The sequence below is a fragment of the Pseudonocardia sp. P1 genome (assembly GCF_000178675.2).
Classification (GTDB): domain Bacteria; phylum Actinomycetota; class Actinomycetes; order Mycobacteriales; family Pseudonocardiaceae; genus Pseudonocardia.
Genome location: NZ_ADUJ02000001.1, coordinates 6,041,861 through 6,060,648, shown reverse-complemented (window position 1 = coordinate 6,060,648; position 18,788 = coordinate 6,041,861). Strand labels below are relative to the sequence as shown.

3 protein-coding genes and 1 pseudogene are annotated in these 18,788 nt (G+C 76.6%); 2 read left to right on the top strand and 2 right to left on the bottom strand.

The features are described 5' to 3' along the window. The first annotated feature begins 33 nt into the window (after positions 1 to 33). Both PP1_RS28125 and betT read left to right on the top strand, forming a co-directional pair. Positions 34 to 1,422, top strand: coding sequence for a uracil-xanthine permease family protein (locus tag PP1_RS28125; RefSeq protein ID WP_010230318.1), 1,389 nt, complete (start codon positions 34 to 36; stop codon positions 1,420 to 1,422). Positions 1,423 to 1,548: 126 nt separating this feature from the next. Next, positions 1,549 to 3,705, top strand: a complete 2,157-nt coding sequence (gene betT, locus PP1_RS28120) for a choline BCCT transporter BetT (RefSeq protein ID WP_010230319.1) — start codon at positions 1,549 to 1,551, stop codon at positions 3,703 to 3,705. On the opposite strand, the gene PP1_RS28115 is transcribed toward betT, so the two are convergent. Then, positions 3,702 to 4,931: a GNAT family N-acetyltransferase gene (locus PP1_RS28115; RefSeq protein WP_139323901.1), complete on the bottom strand. Its 1,230-nt coding sequence runs from the start codon at positions 4,929 to 4,931 to the stop codon at positions 3,702 to 3,704. The two genes, betT and PP1_RS28115, sit on opposite strands and share 4 nt — an antisense overlap. Before the next feature lie 35 nt (positions 4,932 to 4,966). Continuing rightward, positions 4,967 to 18,727: pseudogene (locus tag PP1_RS28110) on the bottom strand (amino acid adenylation domain-containing protein); the annotation flags it as partial. Positions 18,728 to 18,788 lie beyond the last annotated feature (61 nt).

Genomic DNA, 18,788 nt, shown 5'->3' with positions numbered 1-18,788 from the left:
TGATCGCGGCCCGGACGGACGTGGGGGGATCAGGTGACGGGAACACGCGAGCGGTGGCGCGGCTGGACCGTGGTGCACGGCGGGCGGACCCCGCCGCCCGGCGAGGTCGTCGCACCGGACGAGCGGCTGTCCTGGCCCCGCACGATCGGGCTGGGCGGGCAGCACGTCGTCGCGATGTTCGGGGCGACGTTCGTCTTCCCGGTCCTCATGGGCCTGAACCCGAACATCGCGATCCTGATGAGCGGTGTCGCCACGGCGCTGTTCCTGCTGATCACGAAGGGTCGGATCCCCAGCTACCTGGGCTCGTCGGCGTCGTTCGTCGGCGGGGTCGCGGCGATCCGCGCGCAGGGCGGCGACTCGGCCGCGGTGACCGGCGCGATCGTCGTCGCCGGGGTGGCGCTGCTCGTGATCGGGCTGGTCGTGCACCGGCTCGGCGCGGGCTGGGTGACCCGGGTGCTCCCGCCCGCGGTGACCGGCGCCGTCGTCATGCTGATCGGGTTCAACCTGGCCGGGGTGGCCGGCACCGTCTACTGGCCGCAGGACCAGTGGGCCGCCCTGGTCACGATGGTCGTGGTGATGGCCGCGGCGGTGCTGCTGCCCGGCTTCTGGGGCCGGATCGGCGTGCTGATCGGCCTGGTCGCCGGGTTCGCGTTCTCCTGGCTGCTCGATCTCACCACCGGGCCCGTCACCTCACCGGACGCGAACGGCGACGTCGTGACCCGGATGCGGGTGGACCTGTCCGGTGTCGGGGAGGCCGGCTGGGTCGGGCTGCCGCCCGCGACGATGCCCGGCCCGGACGGCATGGAGATCGCCGGCTGGCACCTGCCGACGTTCTCGCTGACGTTCGCCCTGCTCGTCCTGCCCTCGGTCATCGCGCTGGTCGCGGAGAACACCGGCCACGTCAAGGCGGTGCAGGGCATGACCGGCGCCGACCTCGACCCCTACCTCGGCCGGGCGCTCGCCGCCGACGGCCTGGGCACCACGCTCGCCGGCACCGTCGGCGGCTCCCCCACCACGACCTACGCCGAGAACATCGGCGTCATGGCCGCGACCCGCGTCTACTCGACCGCCGCCTACTGGGTCGCCGCGGCCGTCGCGGTGCTGCTCGGGTTCTGCCCGAAGTTCGGCGCGTTGATCGTGGCCGTCCCGGGCGGAGTGCTCGGCGGCCTGACCGTGGTGCTCTACGGCATGGTCGGCCTGCTCGGCGCCACGATCTGGGTCCGGGCCGGGGTGGATCTCGGGCACCCGGCGAACCTGGTCCCGCTGGCCGCGGGGCTCATCATCGGGATCGGCGACGCGAGCCTGTCGGTCGGCGGGTTCGAGCTCTCCGGTATCTCGCTCGGCACGATCGTCGTGCTCGTCGGTTACCACGCGCTGCACGCACTGCTACCGGCCGACCGCCGACCGTCACACCCGTCGTGAACAGGTGATCACGACCTCCGCGGCGGTGCTGGCGCGGGCGTTGCGGTCTGCATAGGGTCGTCCCGTTTGGCCGGGTGGTCCCGGTCGCGTACGACCCCGACCGCGATCCCGAGGAGGTCCGAGCGGATGAGCGACGGCCCGTCCCGCACGACACAGTCCGGACCGGTGGACGACGGCGTCCCCGACGAGCCGGCGGTCCGGCTCAACAAGCCGGTCTTCTACGGCTCCGCGATCGGCGTGCTGCTCGTCGCGGCCTGGGCGATCCTCCTGCCGGAGAACGCCGACACCGTCATCAGACTCCTCGTCGAGTTCATCGCCGGCGGCTTCGGCTGGTTCTACGTCGTGGTCGCGACCGTCGTCCTGGCGTTCGTGCTGTTCCTGGCGCTGTCCCGGTACGGCTCGATCAAGCTCGGGCCCGACCACTCGCAGCCGGACTACTCGAACCTGTCCTGGGCGGCGATGCTGTTCGCCGCCGGGATCGGCACCGACCTGATGTTCTTCTCGGTCGCCGAGCCGGTCACCCAGTTCACCGCACCCCCGGTCGGTGAGGGCGGCACGGTCGAGGCGGCCCGCGAGGCGACCGTGTGGACGCTGTTCCACTACGGCCTCACCGGCTGGGGCATGTACGCGCTGATGGGCATCGCGCTGGCCTACTTCGCGTACCGCCGCGAGCTGCCGCTGTCGATCCGCTCCGCGCTCTACCCGCTGATCGGCAAGCGGGTGTTCGGCCGGGTCGGGCACGCGATCGACCTCGCCGCCGTCCTCGGCACGATCTTCGGGATCGCGACGTCGCTCGGCATCGCCGTGGTGCTGCTCAACGTCGGGCTGAACGTGATGTTCGGCGTCCCGCAGGGACTCGGCGCGCAGACCGCGCTCGTCGTCGTCGCGGTGGTCATCGCGACCGTGTCGGCGGTGTCCGGGGTGGACAAGGGCATCAAGCGGCTCTCCGAGCTGAACGTGATCGCGGCGCTGGCGCTGGCCCTGTTCATCCTGGTCACCGGGAACACGTCGTTCCTGCTCAACGCCCTGGTCACCAACCTGGGCGACTACCTGTCGAGCTTCCCCGCGCTGACCATGGAGACCTTCGCGTTCGACCAGGCGGACCCCGCCGTCGGCGAGTGGCTCAACCTGTGGACGCTGTTCTTCTGGGCCTGGTGGATCGCCTGGGCGTCGTTCGTCGGGCTGTTCCTGGCCCGGATCTCGCGTGGCCGCACGATCCGGCAGTTCGTCGTCGGCACCCTGGTGATCCCGTTCCTCTACATCCTGTTCTGGATCTCGATCTTCGGGAACGCCGCGCTGGACGCCGTCCGCTCCGGTGACTCCGAGCTCGCCGACCTGGCGGTCAACCAGCCGGAGCAGGGTTTCTACGCGTTGCTCGCCGACTACCCGTGGGCCGGCTTCCTGGCCGGTCTCGCCACCCTGACCGGCCTGCTCTTCTACGTGACGTCCGCGGACTCCGGCGCGCTGGTCATGGCCAACCTGACCTCCTACCGGAAGACCCCCCGCGACGACGCCACGGCCGCCAACCGGATCTTCTGGGCCGCCGCGACCGGCCTGCTCACCCTCGGCATGCTGTTCGTCGGCGGGATCACCACGCTGCAGAACGCGACCGTGATCATGGGGCTGCCGTTCGCGTTCGTGATGGTCCTGGTGATGCTCGGGCTCTACAAGGCGCTCCGGCTGGAGCGTTACCGGTCGGAGAGCAGGCGGTCCAGCCTGCCCGCCCTGCTGTCCGGGCGGAGCCGGCCGGGCGGGCCCGACCCGGACGCGGGCAAGGACTGGCGGCAGCGGCTGCGCCGCACGATGGACCACGCCGACTCGCACGGTGCCGACGAGTTCCTGGCCGGGACCGCGACCACCGTGCTCGACGACGTCGCGGCCGAGCTGCGCGCGCAGGGCGTCCCGACACGGGTGCAGCGCTGCGACGACACCGACGCCCCGGAGGTCGAGCCCGGCGAGGACCGTCCGGAGGGGATGCAGCCCCTGGAGCTGGTGGCCGACGTGCACGAGACGCTGCCGTTCGTCTACCGGCTGGTGCCCCGGGTGACCGGCCTGCCCCGCTTCACCGGTGCCGCCGGGAGCGCGCTCCCCGCCCCGGCCGGGATCGAGACGGCCGAGGCGGCGTCCTGGACGGACCACCACCGCGTCGAGGTGCACCTGCAGGGCGGCGGCCAGGGCTACACCGTCATGGGGTACAGCTACGGCCAGCTCGTCGACGACCTCCTCGACCAGTACGAGCAGCACCTCGAGCTGCTCCGGCTGGAGCGGGAGGCGTCGAGCTAGGCGCCCGCCCGGCGCTCCCGCACGACGATCGCCGCGTCCTTGTGCGGGAGCGCGACCGTCTCGGCGTGGGTGAACCCGCCCCGGCGGAACGCGCCGAGCGCGGCGTCGTTGCGGGCGTCCGGTTCGGCGAGCACCCGCGGGCAGCCCGGCTCCGCCGCCAGCAGGGCGTCGGCGACCGCGCCCAGCAGCGCACCACCGGTCCCCCGCCGGTGCGCCGCACCGACGCAGACGTGCACCCCGAGATCGTCCGGGCCGGCCGGGAACCCGCGGGCCAGCGCGTGCCGGACCGGGCGGTAGAGCTCCAGGTAGGCGACCGGACCCGCACCGGGATCGGTGGTGTCGTCGACCAGGACGGCGGCCGTGCCGCTGCCCGGGCCGTGCCCGGCGAGCTCACGGGCCCAGCGCCGGTCCGGCCACGGCTGGCCGAAGAACCGGATCACCTCGGGCCGGCGCATCCAGCCGGCCAGGGTGTCCAGGTCGGCGCCGCCGGGGGTGGCGCGGCGCAGCCGGAACCGGCCGGCCCGTTCCGGCACCGGCGGGTCGGCCACCGCCACCGGCCCCACCGGGACCAGCGGGTTCCGGACCCGCTGCCACGCCGACGGGTGCAGCACCGGGCGGCGCGGCAGGTACGGCTCGGACAGCCAGGAGCCGAGCGCGTCCCGGACCGGGCCGGGGGCCTCGTCGTCCCGGGCGCCCACGAGCCGTCCGGTCAGCGCATCCAGCCGGGCCCGCTCGGTCTCCGCGCCGGGGGCACCGGCGGCGACCCGCGGGAGCAGGCCGTCGAGCAGGACCGCGGCGCAGGCGTCCCGGGCCCTGGCAGCGGCGCCGTTCGTGGCGTGCGACAGGTGCTGCCGGAGCGCTGCCAGCGCGGGTCCGACCGCGGCGACCGGGTCCCGCGGGGCGTCCCCGGGGAGTCCGGCACCGGGCGGCGCCGCACGGGTGGCGCCGGTCGGTCCGGAGCGGGCCGCCAGCTCCGTGGTCAGCGCCGCGGCCAGCTCGTCCGGGTCGGGGTCGGGCTCCAGGCCGCCGTCGGACGTGCCGAGGGCGATCCGGGCGAACCGGTGCGTCCCGACCGGGGACACCTCCGCGACGTCGGCGACCACGCTCATCCCGACCGACGGCAGCGGGACCAGCATCGGCCCCGGCACCGGCTCGGCGTGCGTGTCGCGCAGGAGGTCCCGCAGCAGCGCCTGCTGCGCCTCCCCGGCCGACGGTGGTGTGAGCACGGGCGGCCCGGTCCTGCCGGCCCGCACCACCCGGGTCACCGGCGTACCGCCGCACGCAGCTCGTCGACGAGCTCACCGGCCAGCTCCCGGACGGCGCCGGTCTCCCAGGCGGTGAGCCGGTGGGTCAGCTCCAGCACGATCGGGCCCTCCCCCTGCGGTTCCGCGATGCTCACGGTCAGGTCGGCGGTCGCGCCGCCGACGTCGAGCGCGTCCAGTGTGCCGAGGACCCGCTGCTCGCCGGACAGCCCGGTGTCCTCGTGCGGCACGAGCAGCACCGACGGCCGCGCCAGCGCGGGATCGGCGCCCCACACCTCCCGGACGACGGCGGCGAACCCGACCGCGGTGTGGTCGTAGCCCGCGAGGTCGTCGGCACGGGTGGCGCGCAGCAGGCCGGCGTCCAGGCCACGGTACCCGGGGTGCACCGGCAGCACGGCCACGTCCGCGACGCCGCCGACGAGGTCGGTCAGCGCGGCCTCGGTGCGCCCGGCCACGAACGACGCCGTCGGTACGGGTGCCGGCACGCCGCGCCGGGCCAGGACCACGGCCAGCGCCGACTGCACGACGGTGAACAGCCCGGCCCGCTCCCGGCGGGCCAGCCCCTCGACGTCGGCCCGCAGCTCCGGGTCGAGCTCGGTGACGACGGTCCCGGCCGCGGCCGGGGCGGCCGGGTCGGCCGGGTCGCCGGCGGGCACGGACGCGTCGGCGGTGCGCCGCGCGCAGCCGTCGGGGGTGTCCGCGTCGACCGGCGCAGGCACCCCGGCCAGCGCGGCCCGCCAGTGCGCGATCGACCGGGCGTACCGGTCGCCCTCCGCGAGGGCGCGGGCCCAGCGGGCGTGGTCGGTCGCGGTGACCGGCAGTGGGGTGAACTCCGGTGCCCGGCCGGACCGGCGGGCGTCGTAGGCGGTGGCGAGGTCACGCAGCAGCGGCACCACCGACCACTCGTCGACGCCGAGGTAGTGCAGCACGAGGACCAGCTCGTGCCCGCCGTCCGGCCCGGTGGTGAGCACCGCGCGGAACGGCGGCTCGCCGGTCAGGTCGAACGGCTCGCGGGCCAGCTCCGACGCCGGCCGGCCGCTCTCCACCAGTCCGGTGCCCGCGTCGTGTACCAGGCGTCGCGCGCCGTCGTCGTGCGGCACGACCACCGAGCGCAACGGCTCGTGCCGGGCGACGACGTCGTCCACCGCCGCCGCGAGCGCCGCGACCTCGTAGGGGGTGTCCGGGCGCAGCACCAGCGCGTGGTCCGGCCGCGGGTCGATCCGGTGCCGGGCCCAGCGCCACTCCTGCGCGGGCGCCAGCGGCTCCCCGTCCGGCGACGCGGGCGGGCCCGCGACGAGCTCCGGCCGGTCCGACGGCCGCCGCGCCAGCAGCCCGGCCAGCGCGGCGACGGTCGGGGCGTCGAACACGTCGCGCACGGACAGGTCCGCGCCGGTACGGGCCCGCACCCGGCCGATCAGCCGCATCGCGGCCATCGAGTGCCCGCCGAGTGCGAAGAAGTCGTCCTCCGGCCCGACCGTGTCGGGGTCGAGGCCGAGCACCTCGCCGACCAGGTCCGCGAGGCGGCGCTGCTCCGGCGTGCCGCCGCCCCCGGATCCCGCGGCCCCCGGCAGCGGGAGCCGGTCCAGGGCGCGCCGGTCGAGCTTGCCGTTCGGCGTGAGCGGCAGCGGCCCGTCCAGCACGACGACGGCGCCCGGCACCAGCGCGTCCGGCAGCCGGTCCGCGGCGTGCGCGCGCAGCTCCGCCTGTTCCGCGGTGGCGCCCGGTTCGGGCACCACGTAGGCGGCCAGGCCGTCGCCGCGCGGCAGCACGACGGCCTGCCGCACGTCGTCGTGGTCGGTGAGCACGGCAGCGATCTCGCCGGGCTCCACCCGGTGCCCGCGGACCTTGACCTGCTCGTCGGTGCGGCCGAGGAAGTGCAGGTCGCCGTGGTGCCACCGGGCCCGATCGCCGGTCCGGTAGAGCCGCGCCCCCGGCGGGCCCCACGGGTCGGCGACGAACCGGTCCGCGGTGAGCCCGGCCCGGCCGCGGTAGCCGAGCGCGAGGCCGCGACCGCCGACGTACAGCTCGCCCGCGACGCCGTCCGGGACGGGCCGGAGGCGCTCGTCGAGCAGCCGGACGACGGTGCCCGGGTCCGGGACGCCGATCGGGACGGGGCCGTCGGTGCCGGCGTGCGCCGTCCAGAGGGTGGAGTTCACGGTCGCCTCGGTGAGGCCGTAGCAGACCACCAGCGAGACCCGGCCGGCCCAGCGGGCGACCAGGTCCGGCGGGACCGCCTCGGTGCCGACCAGCACGTGCATGCCCGCGGGCAGCTCCGTAGCGGGGCCGAACGCGCCGAGCAGCGCGGGCGGGATCGCGGCGTGCGTGACGCCGTGCCGGGTCAGGAACTCCGGCAGCTCCGGCCCGGCGGTGCGGACGTCGTCGGGGGCGACGACCAGCCGGCCGCCGGCGCCGAGCGCCATCGCCAGCTCGAACACGACGACGTCGAACCCGGCGGAGGCGAACTGCAGCACCCGCGAGCCGGTGTCGGCGCCGAACCGCTCCGCGGCCAGCTCCGCCAGCACCCCGACGCCGTCGTGCGGCACGAGCACCGCCTTCGGACGGCCGGTGGAGCCGGAGGTGTAGATCAGGTACGCGGGGTCGTCCGGGCCGAGGTCGAGCGGCGGGGGCGCGTCGGGCGCGGTGCCCGGCCGCAGCCGGTCGATCCCCTCGACGTGCGGGATCCGGTCGTCCAGCTCGCCGGTCACGACCAGCGCGCCCGCGCCGGAGTCGGTGAGCTGGAAGGTGAGCCGCTCGTCCGGGTGCGCCGGGTCCAGCGGCAGCCACACGGCACCGAGCCGCCACAGTCCCAGCACGGTCGCGACCAGCCCGGCGTCCCGCCCGACCGCGACGGCGACGACGTCGCCCCGCCCGATCCCGGCCGCGGCCAGGTGCGCGGCGGCCCCGGCGGCACGGTCCTCCAGCCCGGCGTAGGACAGGTCGCCGGACGCGTCGGTCACCGCGACGGCGTCCGGGGTCGCGTCGGCCCAGCCCGCGGTCACCGTGGACAGCGCACCCGGGAAGATCCCGCCGCCGGTCCGGTCACCGGAACGGTCGGTCAGCGCGCGGTGCTCGTCGGCGGTGAGCAGGTCGATCCTGCCGACCGGGGCGTCCGGCGCGGTGGTGAAGGCGGCGGCCACCGCCGCGAACCGGGCGGCCAGTGCCTCCGCGGTGGCGCGGTCGAACCGCTCGGCCGAGTACTCCAGGTGCAGGTCGAGGGAGCCGGCCGTCTCGACGAAGGAGAAGACGAGGTCGAACTTCGCGGTCGTCGCCTCGACGGGCTCCTCAGACGCGGTGATCCCGGGGAGGTCGATGATCTCGCCGCCGGGCCGGGCGTGGTGCGCCACCATCACCTGGAACAGCGGGTTGCGGCCCGGCTCCCGGGGCGGGTTGACCCGCTCGACGACGGCGTCGAACGGCACCTCCGCGTGGGCGAACGCGGCCAGGTCGGCGTCCCGCACCCGGGCGACGAGCTCGGCCGGGGTCGGGTCGCCCGCGGTGTCGGTGCGGAGCACGACGGTGTCGACGAAGAACCCGACGAGGTCCTCCAGCCGCTCGTCGGTGCGGCCCGTGACGGGCGCACCGAGCGGCAGGTCGGTGCCGGCCCCGAGCCGGGTCAGCAGCGCCGCGACGGCGGCGTGCAGCACCAGGAACGGGCTGGCGCCGTGGGTGCGGGCCAGAGCGTGCACGCCGTCCCGGACCGCGGCCGGGAGCGGCTGCTCGACGAGCCCGCCGGCGAACGTCGGCCGGGCCGGGCGGGGCCGGTCGGCGGGCAGCTCGATCTCCTCGGGCGCACCGGCCAGGGTGTCGTCCCACCAGGCGAGCCGGTCGTGCGCGAGCGACGCCGGGTCGTCCGGGTCGCCGAGCAGCTCGGCCTGCCAGAGCGTGTGGTCGCCGTACTGCACCGGCAGCGGCTCCCACGACGGTGCCGCGCCCCCGGCGCGGGCGGTGTAGGCGGTGGCGATGTCGTCGAGCAGGGGGCGGTCCGACCACTCGTCGGTGGCGATGTGGTGGAGCATCAGTGCCAGCACCTGCTCGCGCGGCCCGGTCCGCAGGACCGTGGCCCGGATCGGGATGTCCCGGGCGAGGTCGAAGGGCCGGTCGATCTCCGCCGCGACCAGGCCGGCGATCTCGTCCTCGTCCACGTCGGTCACGGTGACGGGCACGTGCGGCGCGGGGAGGATCCGCTGCCGCGGTCCCGCCTCCTCGACGACGGTGCGCAGCGCCTCGTGCCGGGCGACGACGTCGTCCAGCGCGGCGGACAGCGCCCCGGTGTCGAGCTCGCCCCGCAGGCGCAGGGTCAGCGGGAAGTTGTACGCCGCCCCACCGCCGTGCTGGGCGACCAGCCAGAGCCGGGACTGCGCCGCGGACAGCGGCAGCGTGTCGCCGTGGTCCCGGGCGACCAGCTCCGGCCGGGCCTGCTGCGGGCCCGCGGCACCCGACCGGTCCGCGAGCAGCTCCGGGGTGGGTGCGGCGAACAGGTCGCGCAGCACGAGGTCGGCGCCGAGCGCGGTCCGTGCCCGGGACAGCAGCCGGGTGGCGAGCAGCGAGTGCCCGCCGAGGTCGAAGAAGTCGTCGGTCGGCCCGACCCGGTCCAGTTCGAGGACCTGCGCGAACAGAGCGCACAGCGTCTCCTCGGCCGGCGTCGCGGGCGGGCGGCCCTGCCCGGCCGGGGCCAGGTCGGGGGCCGGGAGCGCGCCGGTGTCGAGCTTGCCGTTGACCGTCAGCGGAAGGTCCTCCACCACGACGACCGCGGCCGGCACGAGGTGGTCCGGCAGCCGGTCCCGCAGGTCGTCGCGCAGCCGGCGCGGCAGCTCGGCGGCGGTGTCGGTTCCTCCGCCGTCTCCGCCGTCTCTGCCGTCTCCGCCGTCTCCGCCGGCCACGACGTAGCCGACGAGCCGGGCGATCCCACCCGGGCCCGAACGGTCGGCGACGACCGCGGCCCGCGCGACGGCCGGGTCGGCGTCGAGCAGCGCGGCGACCTCACCGGGCTCGACCCGGTGCCCGCGGATCTTGACCTGGTCGTCGGTGCGGCCGAGGAAGTCGAGGATCCCGTCCCCGTCCGGCCCGGGCCGGCGCCGCACCAGGTCACCGGTGCGGTACATCCGGCCGCCCGGCGACCACGGGTCCGCGACGAACCGGTCCGCGGTCAGGCCGTAGCGGCCCAGGTAGCCGCGGGCCAGACCGTCACCGGCGATGTAGAGCTCGCCGGGCACCCCGTCCGGGACCGGCCGCAGCCAGGCGTCCAGGACGTGCGCGGTGGTGTTGGTGATCGGCCGTCCGACCGCGGGGGTGTCCGAGTCGGCGGTCCCCGCCCCGAGGGTGTTGATCGTGTACTCGGTGGGGCCGTAGAGGTTGTAGCCGAGCACCCCGTCGGCGTCGCGCAGTGCGGTCCAGACGGCGTCGGACACCGCCTCGCCGCCGAGCAGCACCAGCGGCATCGGCCGCTGCGCGAGCAGCCCGGTGTCGAGCAGCGCCGCGGCGTAGGTCGGGGTCACGTTGACGACGTCGACCTCGTTCGCGTCGCAGTAGGCGACCAGGCGTTCGGCGTCGCGGCGCAGCTCCTCGTCCGCGACGTGCACCTCGTGCCCCTCGACCAGCCAGAGCAGCTCCTCCCAGCTCATGTCGAAGGCGAACGACACGGTGTGCGCCACGCGCAGCCGGGCGTCCGGGCCGCGCCGGGACCGGACGTCGGCGACGACCGGGTCGAAGATCTCCGCGCGGTGGTTGAGCTGCATGTTCGTCAGGCCCCGGTACGGGGTGACGACGCCCTTCGGCTTCCCGGTGGAGCCGGAGGTGTAGATGACGTAGGCGGGCACGTCGAGCCGGCCCGGGGTGCCGGGGGCGAACGCGCCCAGCTCGCCGCCGGACAGCGGGCCGCCGTCCAGCGCCGCCCGCTCGGCGGCGGTGGCGGGGTCGTCGAGCAGGACAGCGGGCACCCCGGCGCCGGACAGGGTCGGCGCGACGGCGGTGGTGCTGAGCAGCGCGACCGGGCGGGCGTCGCGCATCGTCTCGACCAGCCGGGCGGCCGGGTGGTCCAGCTCCAGCGGCAGGTACGCCGCCCCGGTCCGCAGGATCGCGAACAGCGCGATCACGGTCTCGTGCGAGCGCGGCAGACCCAGCGCGACGACGGTCTCCGGTCCGGCGCCGCGCGCCAGCAGCAGCCGCGCGGTGCGGTTCACCGCGGCGTCCAGCTCGGCGTAGGTGAGCCGGTCGGTTCCCGAGACCAGCGCGAGGTCGTCCGCGGCGACCGCGGCCCGGCCGGCGAGCAGGTCGGCGATCGTGTCGTCGCCGAGGTCGACGGTGCCGCCGTCCCGGGTCCGGGTGACGGCCGCGCGCTCGTCGCCGGACAGCGGGTCGAGCGTCGCGACCGGCTCGTCCGGGGCGTCCAGCAGCCCGGACAGCAGCCGCTCGACGCGGCCCGTCCACGCCGCGGCCGCCTCGTCGCCGACGGTGTGCGACAGCGTGATCCGGAACCGCTCGCCGGGAGTGACGATCAGCGTGAGCGGGTAGTGGGTGGCGTCGGCGTTGTGCAGGCCGGTGATCCCGTGCCGCTCGCCGAGCTCGGCGATGCGCTGCTCGCCGCCCTCCGGCCGGTAGACGTAGAGCGTGTCGAACAGGGTCCGGTGCCCGGCCAGGCGCTGGATCTCCCCCAGCCCGACGGTCTCGTGCGGCAGCAGCGCGAGCCGCTCGTCCTGCACCCGGGACAGCAGCGCGCCCGCGGTCTCCCCGGGCTGCAGCACCACCCGGGCGGGAACGGTGTTGAGGAACAGCCCGATCACGTTCTCCACGTCCGGCACCGCCGCAGGACGGCCCGCCACCGAGGTGCCGAACACGACGTCGGTCCGCCCGGTCCCGGCGGCCAGCGCGAGCGCCCAGACGGTGGACAGCACGGTGTTCGGGGTGACGCCGCGCTCCCGGGCCAGAGCGCGCAGCCGGTCCGAGGTGGCGGCGTCGAGGTCGAGGTGGGTCTCGGTGACCGGCCCGGGCGCGGTGCCCGGCGGCGGCCCGGCCAGGGTGGGCTCGTCCAGCCCGGCGAGCGCGGTCCGCCAGGCCTCGCGGCCCGGCTCCGGGTCGCGGGCGGCGAGCCAGGCCAGCAGGTCGCGGTAGCTGCCGCCCGGTTCCGGGCGGATCTCGCCGTCGTAGGCGGCGAACAGGTTCTCCAGGAACAGCCAGGCCGACCAGCCGTCCCAGATCAGCAGGTGGCGGTGGACCAGCACCCGGTCCCGGCCGTCGTGACGCAGGACGGTGATCCGGAACAGCGGCGGCACGGCGAGGTCGATCGGGGCGGCCCGGTCGGCCGCGGTGCGCCGGTCGAGCTCCGCGGCCGAGCCGACCTCCACCAGCTCGACCGGCGGTGCCAGGGACTCCGCGACGAACTGGACGGGCTCGTCGAGGCCGTCGTCGGTGAACCCGGCGCGCAGCGCGGCGTGCTGCTCCAGCATCGTCGCGACGGCCGCCCGGAACCGGTCGAGGTCCAGCTCGTGGTCGAGCTCGACGGTCTCCTGGACGGTGTAGACGTCGTGCTCGGAGCCGTCGAGCGTGGCGTGGAAGTACAGGCCTTCCTGCAGCGGGGACAGCGGCCACACCTCGGCGACCTCGCCACCCGCGACCGCGCGGACCCGCTCGGCCACGCCGGGCTCCGGCGCCGGCAGCGGCGGGAGCGCGTCCGCGGTCTCCCCCGCCCCGGCCGCGACGGCGGCAGGGGTGCGGCCGGTGAGGACGTCGGCCGGGCCGACGTCCAGCCCGGCCCGGCGGGCCCGGGACGAGACGGCGATGGAGGTGATCGAGTCCCCGCCGAGTGCGAGGAAGTCGTCGTCCGGGCCGACCGTCTCCCGGCCGAGGACCTCGGCGAACGCGGCGCACAGGGTGCGCTCGGCGTCCGTGGCGGGCTCGCGGGCGGGACCGGCCGCGGACGCGCCGGGGGCGGGCAGCGCCGCGCGGTCGAGCTTGCCGTTCGGGGTGAGCGGCAGGTCGTCGAGAACGACGACGGCGACCGGCACCATCGCCTCCGGCAGCCGGCGGGCCAGCTCGTCCCGCAGCGCGGTCCCGTCGGCCGGGCCGACGGCGTACCCGACGAGTGCCGGCGCCGGGCCGTCCCGGCGGACGACGACGGTGGCGCGCTCGACGCCGTCCAGGGCGTCCAGCTCGGCCTCGATCTCGCCCAGCTCGATCCGCTGCCCGCGGATCTTGACCTGGCCGTCCTCGCGGCCCAGGTACTCCAGCTCGCCGCCGGTGCGGCGCACGACGTCGCCGGTGCGGTAGAGCCGCTCGCCCGGGTTGCCGAACGGGTCGGCGACGAACCGGTCGGCGGTCAGCCCGGGGCGGGCGTGGTAGCCGCGGGCCAGCTGCACTCCCGCCAGGTAGAGCTCGCCGGGGACGCCGTCCGGGACCGGGCGCAGCGCGGGGTCGAGCACGTGGGTGCGGGTGTTGGCCACCGGCCGTCCGATCGGGACGGTCGCGCCCGGGTCGGCGGGGACGGCGTACGCGGTGACGTCGACGGCGGCCTCGGTCGGGCCGTACAGGTTGTGCAGCGCGACGCCGGTCAGCTCGTGCCAGCGCCGGGCCGCGGCGGCGGGCAGCGCCTCGCCGGAGCAGAACACGCGGCGCAGCGGTGCCGCCCACCCCGGGTCGGCGGTGACCCGCTCGGCGGCCAGGAAGCCCTCCAGCATCGAGGGCACGAAGTGCATCGTGGTGACCCGCTCGTCGCGGACGAGATCGGCGAGGTACTCCGGGTCGCGGTGCCCGCCGGGCCGGGCGAGCACGGTCGTCGCGCCCTGTGCGGGGCCCCAGAAGAACTCCCACACCGACACGTCGAACCCGGCGGGGGTCTTCTGCAGCACCCGGTCGTCGGGGCCCAGCGGATAGGCCTCCTGCATCCAGTCGAGCCGGTTGCCGATCGCGCGGTGGCTGACGACCACGCCCTTCGGCCGCCCGGTCGAGCCGGAGGTGTAGATCAGGTAGGCGGCGTCCTCCGGGTGCGGGAACGGCAGGTCGGCAGGCACCGGGCCGTCGGCGAGGTCCGCGACCGCGAGCCGGGTGACGCCGGGCAGCTCCGGCAGCGGGTCGTCCCCCGCCCCGACGAGGACGGTGCCGACGCCGGCGTCCCCGGCGACGTGCGCGAGCCGCTCCGCCGGGTGCTCCGGGTCCAGCGGCAGGTACGCCGCCCCCGCCCGGACGATGCCCAGCAGCGCGACGAGCAGCTCGGCCGACCGCGGCACGGCAACACCGACGACGGCGCCCGGGCCACCGGCGCCACGCTCGCGCAGCGCCCCGGCCAGCGCCGCCGAGCGGCGGTCCAGCTCGGCGGCGGTCAGCCGCCCTTCCGGGGCGACGACGGCGGTCGCCCCCGGGTCCCGGGCCAGGCCGTCGGCGACCCGCTCGGCCAGCGTGCGGGTGTCGGGCGGGCGGGTCTCCCCCGCCGCCGGTTCGTCGCCGGTGCGCAGCGGGAGCGAGCCGAGCGCCCGCCCCGGCGTGCCGACCAGCGCGTCGATGCGGTCACGCAGCAGCCCGACCAGCAGGTCCGCGGTGGCGGGGTCGACCCGCCGCGGATCGTGCTTGAGCACGATCGTGGTCTCCCGCCCCACCCCGACGACGAGCGCGACCGGGTAGTGCACGGCGTCCCGCACCTCGACGTCGCCGATCTCCAGGTCGCCGGGACCGGCGTCCGGGGCCGGGAAGTTCTCCACGACGACGATCGAGTCGAACAGCTCCCCACGGCCGCGTTGCAGGTCGGCCAGCCGCACCTGCGGGTGATCGAGCACCGCCGTCCGGCCGGTCTGCATCCGGCGCAGCGCCGCCGACAGCGGCTCGCCGGGGCTGCGCCGCAGCCGCACCGGGACGGTGTTCACGAACAGGCCGACGGCCTCGCCGATCCCGTCGACGGCGGCGTCGCGGCCGGAGACGGTGCTCCCGATGAGCACGTCCGGCGAGCCGGTGAGGTCGCCGACGACCAGCGCCCACGCGGTGTGCAGCAGCGTCGACGGCGTGACGTCGAGTGCCCGCGCGGCCCGGTCCAGTGCGGCGGTCGCGGTGCGGTCGAGCGTGGCGGTCCGCGTGTGGTGCGGGCCGCCGGACGGTGCCGCGGGGCCGGCCGGGGCGGGCAGGGCGTCGAGCAGGCGGACCGGCTCGGCGCCCGCCAGCTCGGCGTCCCACACCTCGCGGGCGGCGGTCCTCGCCCCGGGTGTGTCGAGGCCCGCGAGGTGGTCGAACCACGCGCGCAGCCGGGCGTCCGGGGCCGGGTCCGGCTCCGGGGCGACGCCCGCGCGGCGGACCGCGTAGGCCTCCCGCAGCTCACCGACCAGCAGCGCGACCGACCAGCCGTCGAGCACGGCGTGCTGGAAGGTCAGTGCGAGCCGGGCCCGGCCGGGGCCGGTGTGCAGCAGGGCGGCGCGCAGCAGCGGGGGGCGCGCGAGGTCGAACGGGCGGGCCCGCTCGGCGTCCAGGACCGCGGTGGCGGCGGCACCGTCGCCGCGCTCGTCGACGAGGTCGTGCTCGGTCCAGGGCAGCGTGGCCCGGCCGGCGACGGCCTGCACGACGCGCCCGTCGGCGCGCTGGGCGAACCCGGCGCGCAGCTGCGGGTGCCGGTCGAGGAGGTCCTGCACGGCGTCCCGGAGGGCGGCCGGGTCGAGCCCGGGCCCGCCGAGGTCGAGGACCTCCTGCACGACGTAGGACGTGTCGGCCGGGTCCAGCGCCGCGTGGAAGAAGAAGCCCTCCTGCAGCGGGGACACCGGCCCGACGGCGGTGATCCCGTCCAGGGCGCCGAGCGTCGCGCGCGCGGCGTCGTCCAGCTCGACGGCCGGGGCGGCCTCCGCCGCACCGAGGTACGCGGAGCAGACCGGTGCCAGCTCGCCCGGCGTGCGGTGCGTGAACACCTGCCGCGGGGTGATCGCCAGCCCGGCCTCGCGGGCCCGGACGACCAGCCGGATCGACAGCACCGAGTCGCCGCCGAGGGCGAAGAAGTCGTCGTCGACGCCGATCCCGGGCACCCCGAGCACCTCGGACGCCAGCGTGCAGAGCAGCTCCTCGCGCGGGGTCCCCGGCCGCGTGCCACGCACCTGCGCGGACAGGTCCGGGGCGGGCAGCGCGGCCCGGTCGGTCTTGCCGTTGGCCAGCACCGGGATCGCCGGCACCGGCACGACGGCGGCCGGGACCATCCACTCCGGCAGCCGCTCGCGCAGGTGCTCGCGCAGCACGCCGACCAGCACGTCGACGTCGCGGAACGGGGCCGGGCGGTGCACCGGCACGTCGGTCCCCACCGGCCGGTACAGCGGCCCGGCGGCCACCCCGGGCCGGGTGAAGACCAGCTCCACCGTCGGCTCCGGGCCCCAGGTGCCCTCGGCGGTGTAGCCGAGGGACTCGCCGAGCCGCAGCAGCTCCTCCGGGTCGGCGCCGTCCGCCACGCCGGGCTCGCCGTCGATCCGGGCCCGGGTCGCCCGGTCCGCCGCCGAGCGCAGGTCCGGGACGCCGGTGACGCGCAGTGCGTCCGGCCCCGCACCGAGTGCGGACCGGACGGCGTCGGCGAGCGCGGACGCGCTCCCGCCGGCCTCCGCCCAGCCGATTTCCACGGGACGGGGCCCCTCGCCCGCCGGCGCGGGGCCACCGGGCACGCGCAGGACGACGTCGTAGCGGTAGCGGGACAGCTCGTCGTGCGCGTCGGCGCGCTTGATCCTGACCTCGGTCCCGGCGAACCCGTCGAGTCCGGTGAAGAAGTCCGGGTGGCAGAGCAGCTCGCCCTCCCACGCCACCGCCGCGTCGAGGTCGCGGCGCAGGCCGGCCGGGTCGGCGTCCGGGTTCCGGGCGCCCAGCACCCCGGCCCGGAACGTCCGCAGCAGCCCGGCGTGCCGGACGTCGCCGACGAACAGCGCCCCGCCGGGGGCGAGCAGCGCGGCGGCGCGGTGCAGCACGTCGGTCAGGTACTCCGGCCCCGGGAAGTACTGGGCCACCGAGTTGATCACGATGGTGTCGAACGGCCCGGTGAGGTCGTCCAGCTCGTGCGCCGCCGCGGCGTGCAGCTCGACGACGTCGCGCAGCTCCGGCCGACCCTGCACCCAGCGGTCGAGCGCGGCGACCGCCTCGGCGGACAGGTCGGTGCCGACGTAGCGGGGGCAGCCCGCGCCGCCGGCGAGCTCGGCGAGCAGCAGCCCGTTGCCGACGCCCAGCTCCAGCACCCGGCCGGGGCCGAGCGCGCGGATCCGGTCGACGGTGGCGTCCCGCCAGGCCCGCATGTCGTCGCGCGGGATGGCGGTGCCGTCGTAGGTGGAGTTCCAGCCGGCGAACCCGCCCTCGTAGCCGGTCGGGTCGCCGTCCGGGGCCGAGGTGGCCGCGTAGAGCAGCTCGTGGACGTCCTTCCAGGCGGTGACCTGGTCGGTGCCGTCGCCGGCGTCCAGCGCGGGCACCGCCCACGCGGCGAGCCGCCGGTCACCGGGGGCGGGCTCGTGCACCCCGACGACGGCGTCGGCGACGTGCGGGTGCGCCCGCAGCACCGACTCGATCTCGCCCGGCTCGATCCGGTAGCCGCGGACCTTCAGCTGGTCGTCGGCGCGGCCGAGGAACTCCAGCTCGCCGAGCGCGTCCCGGCGGACCAGGTCACCGGTGCGGTAGAGCCGTTCCCCCGGCCCACCGAACGGGTCGGCGACGAACCGGTCGGCGGTCTGCCCCGGCCGGTTCAGGTAGCCGCGGGCCAGGCCGGGGCCGCCGAGGTAGAGCTCGCCGGGCTCGCCGTCGCCGACCGGGCGCAGGTCAGGGCCGAGCACGTGCACGGTGGTCATCGGGTCCGGCACGCCGATCGGCACGGTGGTCCCGGTCCGGGCCGGGTCGCACTCGCCGAGGGTGGAGTTCACGGTCGCCTCGGTCGGGCCGTAGGCGTTGACCATCCGGCGTCCCCGGCCCCAGCGCGCCACCAGCTCGGGCGAGACCCGCTCGGTGCCGGCGAGCAGGGTGGCGCGCGGCAGGTCGACGTCCGGCGGCAGCGCGGCCAGCAGTGCCGGCGGCAGCGCCATCACCGTGACGCCGTGGTCACGGGCGTAGTCCGCCAGCTCCGCCCCGGGGAGCCGCAGCTCCGAGGGCACCAGCACCAGCCGCCCGCCGGAGAGCAGCGCCATGCACAGCTCCCAGAACGCGACGTCGAATCCGGTCGAGGCGAACCCGAGGACCCGGTCGGACGCGCCGACGCCGAGCCGCTCGGTCTGGGTGGCGACGAGCTGCGCGACGCCGGCGTGGGTCAGCACCACGCCCTTGGGCCGGCCGGTCGAGCCGGACGTGTGGATCACGTAGGCGGCGGACCGGACGTCGGTCACCGGCGGCGCCACGGGAGGGGCGGCGGCGATCTCGGCCCGGTGGGCGTCGTCGTCGAGCAGCACCGCGGGCAGGTCGCCGGGCAGGTCGGCGGCGACCTCGCGGGTGCTGAGCAGCAGGGCGGGCCGGGCGTCGTCGAGCACCAGCCCGGTGCGCGCGGACGGCTGGTCCGGGTCCACCGGCAGGTAGGCGGCACCGGACCGGAGGATCGCCACCTGCGCGACGACCAGCTCGATCCCGCGCGGCACCGCCAGCGCGACCAGGGTCTCCGGGCCGGCCCCCCGCGCGACCAGCACCGACGCCAGGCGCGCGGTCCGCTCGTCCAGCTCGGCGTAGGTGAGGGAGGAGTCGCGGCAGACGACGGCGACGGCGTCCGGGTCCGCGGCCACCCGTTCCGCGAACAGCTCCGGCCAGGTGGCGAGATCGTCCGACGGGCTCTCGGACGGGGACGGCAGCGTGCGGGTCACGGTCGGGCTCCTGCTCGGCGCGGTGTCTCGGGCGGCGGTGTCGGGGGCGGGCACGGCGAAC